Annotated in this window: 6 protein-coding genes; all 6 read right to left on the bottom strand. The window is 34.3% G+C overall.

Annotated elements, in window-relative coordinates; genetic code table 11:
* Positions 1-137: 137 nt before the first annotated feature.
* The 6 genes from FC57_RS10190 to FC57_RS10215 are packed head-to-tail and all read right to left on the bottom strand — an operon-like array spanning position 138 to position 3,708.
* Positions 138-560, bottom strand: a complete 423-nt coding sequence (locus FC57_RS10190) for a hypothetical protein (protein WP_007126906.1) — start codon at positions 558-560, stop codon at positions 138-140.
* Entirely contained in the window at positions 535-1,005 is a 471-nt protein-coding gene (locus FC57_RS10195; RefSeq protein WP_007126905.1) for an OsmC family protein, read from the bottom strand. Before FC57_RS10195 ends, FC57_RS10190 begins: the two co-directional genes overlap by 26 nt.
* Positions 998-1,651: a DsbA family oxidoreductase gene (locus tag FC57_RS10200; RefSeq protein WP_007126904.1), complete on the bottom strand. Its 654-nt coding sequence runs from the start codon at positions 1,649-1,651 to the stop codon at positions 998-1,000. The genes FC57_RS10195 and FC57_RS10200 overlap by 8 nt, the downstream gene beginning before the upstream one ends.
* 22 nt (positions 1,652-1,673) lie before the next feature.
* Positions 1,674-2,600 carry a thioredoxin-disulfide reductase gene (trxB, locus tag FC57_RS10205; RefSeq protein ID WP_007126903.1) on the bottom strand — a complete coding sequence of 309 codons (927 nt, stop codon included), beginning with the start codon at positions 2,598-2,600 and terminating at the stop codon, positions 1,674-1,676.
* A 45-nt stretch (positions 2,601-2,645) separates the two neighbouring features.
* The gene (locus FC57_RS10210; RefSeq protein ID WP_007126902.1) at positions 2,646-3,314 is read right to left on the bottom strand and encodes an ArsR/SmtB family transcription factor; all 669 of its coding nucleotides are present in this window, start codon (positions 3,312-3,314) and stop codon (positions 2,646-2,648) included.
* Entirely contained in the window at positions 3,298-3,708 is a 411-nt protein-coding gene (locus tag FC57_RS10215) for a thioredoxin family protein (RefSeq protein ID WP_007126901.1), read from the bottom strand. Before FC57_RS10215 ends, FC57_RS10210 begins: the two co-directional genes overlap by 17 nt.
* Between the last annotated feature and the right edge of the window lie 167 nt (positions 3,709-3,875).

The following is a 3,875-nucleotide window of genomic DNA, read 5'->3' on the forward strand; positions in this document are numbered from 1 at the left end:
TTGGTTCAGGAATTTCTGCAACAACAGCTTCAGTAGTCAAAAGCAATGCAGCAATTGAAGCGGCGTTGTACCCAACTTGATTTTTTGCTGAATCTTTACTTAACTAAACCACATCAAAAAGAAACTCTAGAATTAATTCAACTATTTTCAATATTTTGCCTATCATTTTCATTCTCTTTGCTTTGATTAATTCCAATTGGAATTGCTCTAACAATGTTGTCATAAACAGGGCTACCATCAACAATAGCTTGCTTGATATCATCAAAGGCCCAATAGTAATGCTTATTTAAATGAAATTTTACTTGAAGCTTGTTATCAAGAAAGGTGGGAGCTAAATAGAAATTATTAAATGGCCACTTCTGCTTTTTATAAAAATCAGAAGTCACAATAGTCTCACATGAAGCTAGGGCCACTAAAATTCCTTCAATTGATGTAATACCCTTATTTTTCTTATCAGAGCTACCTGCAACAAAGGGAATTTGAAAATTACGTGCTCGTGCTAAATATTCACCTTTATTTTCAGTTGTATGAACACTAACACCAAAAGTTGAGATAGTCATGATAATCACTCTCCTCAATTACATTTTCAACCTTGCTCTTTTTATTTAAAATCTTGTAAATTGGCGAAGAATTGATTGCTGCCTTAATTACTTCATTAACTCGATTGGCATTTTCCTCAGTTTTAAATACAAAGTTTACCCTAATCGCTTGAAATCCATTTGGAATATCAGGATTGCCATGCATTCCATCTAAATCAATATCGCCTTCAATATTAATATTTAGATCTTGATACTTAAAATTATTTTCTGCAGCATATTTTTCGACTTTTTCTTGAAGTGATGCTCCTAGTGCCGTTAACTCTAATTCAACCGGAGTAATACCTGTATCATCCCCACCGTTGAATTCTGGCTCATCAATTTTAAAATTAATGTCTCTAATAGAAGCTTCTACTTGAAGTCGAAGATCGGTTTTCATAGTTTTGATCTGATATTTATCTTTACACATTTTCCTCTTCTTTTACTTGCTTTAAAGCTTTAACAAATACCTCATAAGGTTGAGCACCACTAATTCCGTATTTATTATTAATGACAAAAAATGGCGCAGCAGTAATTCCAGATTGCTGGGCTTCTAATTCGTCAGCAACAACTTCTTTTTGATATTTACTTGAATTTAATAAGTGCTTTACTTCATCTTTATCCATTCCAACTTCAACAGCTGCTTTAGTAAGTACATCATGATCTGCAATTGATTCACCATCTGTAAAGTAAACCTTATACAAACGAGCAATTAACTTTTCAGTTAAATCACGGTTACTTTTACTTTCAGCAAGTTTAATTAAGCGATGAGCATCACCTGTGTTAGTTGGCACAACTTTATCTAAATGAAATTCAAGACCTTCCTCTGCAGCCATTTGGGTTATATAATCCATTTGCTTTTTAGCTTGAACTTCAAGATCCTTTCTTCCACCAGTAAAGTGATTGATATAATCTCCTGCTTTAGCAGTCTTCTTTTCCATTGGATTCAATTCAAATGACTTAAGTTTCAACTTAGTATCATCATAAATGCCTACTTCCTTCATTGCCTTCTTCATTCTAGTTGAACCAATGTAGCAAAATGGACATGCAATATCTGACCAGTATTTTATTTCCATAATTTTCCTCCTCGTATTTTTATTAAACTAAACTTTCAATATATTCATAAGCGTTTTGTCCAGCAACGCCACCATCATTAACTGCAGTGATGATCTGACGCAATTTTTTCTGTCTGACATCACCAATTGCGTAGATACCAGGAATTGAAGTAGCCATTTGATCATCAGTGATAATCCAACCTTGTTCATCAGTAATATCCAGGTCCTGAAATGGCTGACTGTTAGGAATATTACCAACATAGATAAATACTCCTGCAGCATCTACGATCTTATCTTCACCAGTTTTTTTGTTATGTACCTTAAGACCAGTCACCTTATTTTCATCACCGACAATCTCAGTCACAGTACTATCCCAGGTAAAGTCCATCTTGGGATTCTTAAAAGCTCTGTCTTGTAATACCTTTTCTGCACGTAATTGATCGCGTCGATGAATCACATTAACATTGTCAGTGACGTTAGCTAGATATAATCCTTCAGAAACAGCTGAATCTCCACCGCCAACAACTGCAACATCCTCATCTTTGAAAAAGGCACCATCACATACCGCGCAGTAAGAAACACCTCTGCCGCTATATTCTTTTTCTCCAGGAACGCCAAGCTTACGATTATCAGACCCGGTCCCAATAATTACTGCCTTAGCTTCTAGATTATTATCCTCGTTATCCATTTGAACAATGCGTTTCGAACCATCAACCTTAATACCTTGGACATCCCCATAGACGAATTCAACGCCTTGCTTAATTGCACCTTGGTACATATTTTCACCTAATTCAGGACCCATAATAGATGGAAAGCCAGGATAATTTTCTACTTCGGCTGTGTTATTCATTTGACCGCCATATACTCCACGATCAACCATAGCTACAGATAGATTGGCTCTAGCTGCATATAAAGCAGCAGTCATTCCACCTGGTCCTGCACCAATTACTACAACATCATATTTTTTCATCAAGCTTCATCTCCTAGTATTCTACGAATTTGTTTATTACCCATATTAACTTGTAACTTTTTGATTCCATTCTTCAACAGTATGGTTAAAGACTTGTACATTAAATCCTTTTTGATAAACTTGCTCACCTAATACATCTGAATACGCACACAATCTACCACGACAATAGACAACAATAGTCCGATCCTTAGGTAGATTTAACTGATCGATATTAAATGTACTGTAAGGAACGTTGTGAGAGCCAGGTAAATGCCCCGCCATATACTCAGATCTTGGTCGTAAATCAATTACATACGGATTATCCGTGAGTATTTCTTGTTTTAAATCTGATACAGATAAATGTGGTAATTTAGAATTTTTAATTTTTAAATCGTCTTCCAAATCACGCAACTCTGGTAATGATTCTTCACCAATATCAATTAATAAAGAAATCATCTGTGCTATTTTTTTAGAGGTTAATTTATAAAAAATAAAATTCTTATCACGTGACTCTTTAACCAGACCCGCTTTTTTCAAAAGCTGTAAATTTTTAGAAGCTGTACCTGTTGTTAAACCAACATTTTTAGCTAAATCTTCAACAGATTTTTTACCTTGAGCTAAATTGTCTAACAACTTTAAGCGAGAAACATTACCCAAACTTTTCCCAATTTTGACGATTTGTTCAAAAGCTGAGTCACGATATTCCTCAACTAATTCATTAATTTTTCTTGACATCGTTCTTTTCATCCTTGTCCCAATTAATCACACAACCGTCAGGGCCACAGACACCTTTTTGATCATCACTACCAATAATATTAATCATCTTGTCTTTCTTATCTTCATTCTTCTTAAACATCTTTAAACCTCCGAAATAATAATTAATCACTGTTTTTATTTGACTGAAACTTAGATCATGGCTATATTGTTCAACTACTTTATTATCCTTAACAAAAACAATTGTTGGTGTTGAGTAAATTGCAAACTTTTGTGCGAGCTTTTGGTTTTCACTAACTTTAATCCGCTCAATATTAAAGCTACCTCCCGCATAGGGATCAAGCTGATCTAAAATTCTCCCCTCAGTGAAGCAGTGAGCACAGCCATCATCATAAAAATAAATAATTTTATTCATGTAAATTCTTCCTTTAACTATTCTACTATTTTGTAGAATGGCTTTAGTATACTACTTACTTTTTATAAGTCAAATATTTTTGCATAATTTTTTAAATAAAAAAAGCCAAGAACCACGCAACGTGTGTGAATCTTGACTTTTATATTTGGATTTGAGCTAGAGTGAGA

It is taken from the genome of Lactobacillus ultunensis DSM 16047, from assembly GCF_001436305.1.
Classification (GTDB): domain Bacteria; phylum Bacillota; class Bacilli; order Lactobacillales; family Lactobacillaceae; genus Lactobacillus; species Lactobacillus ultunensis.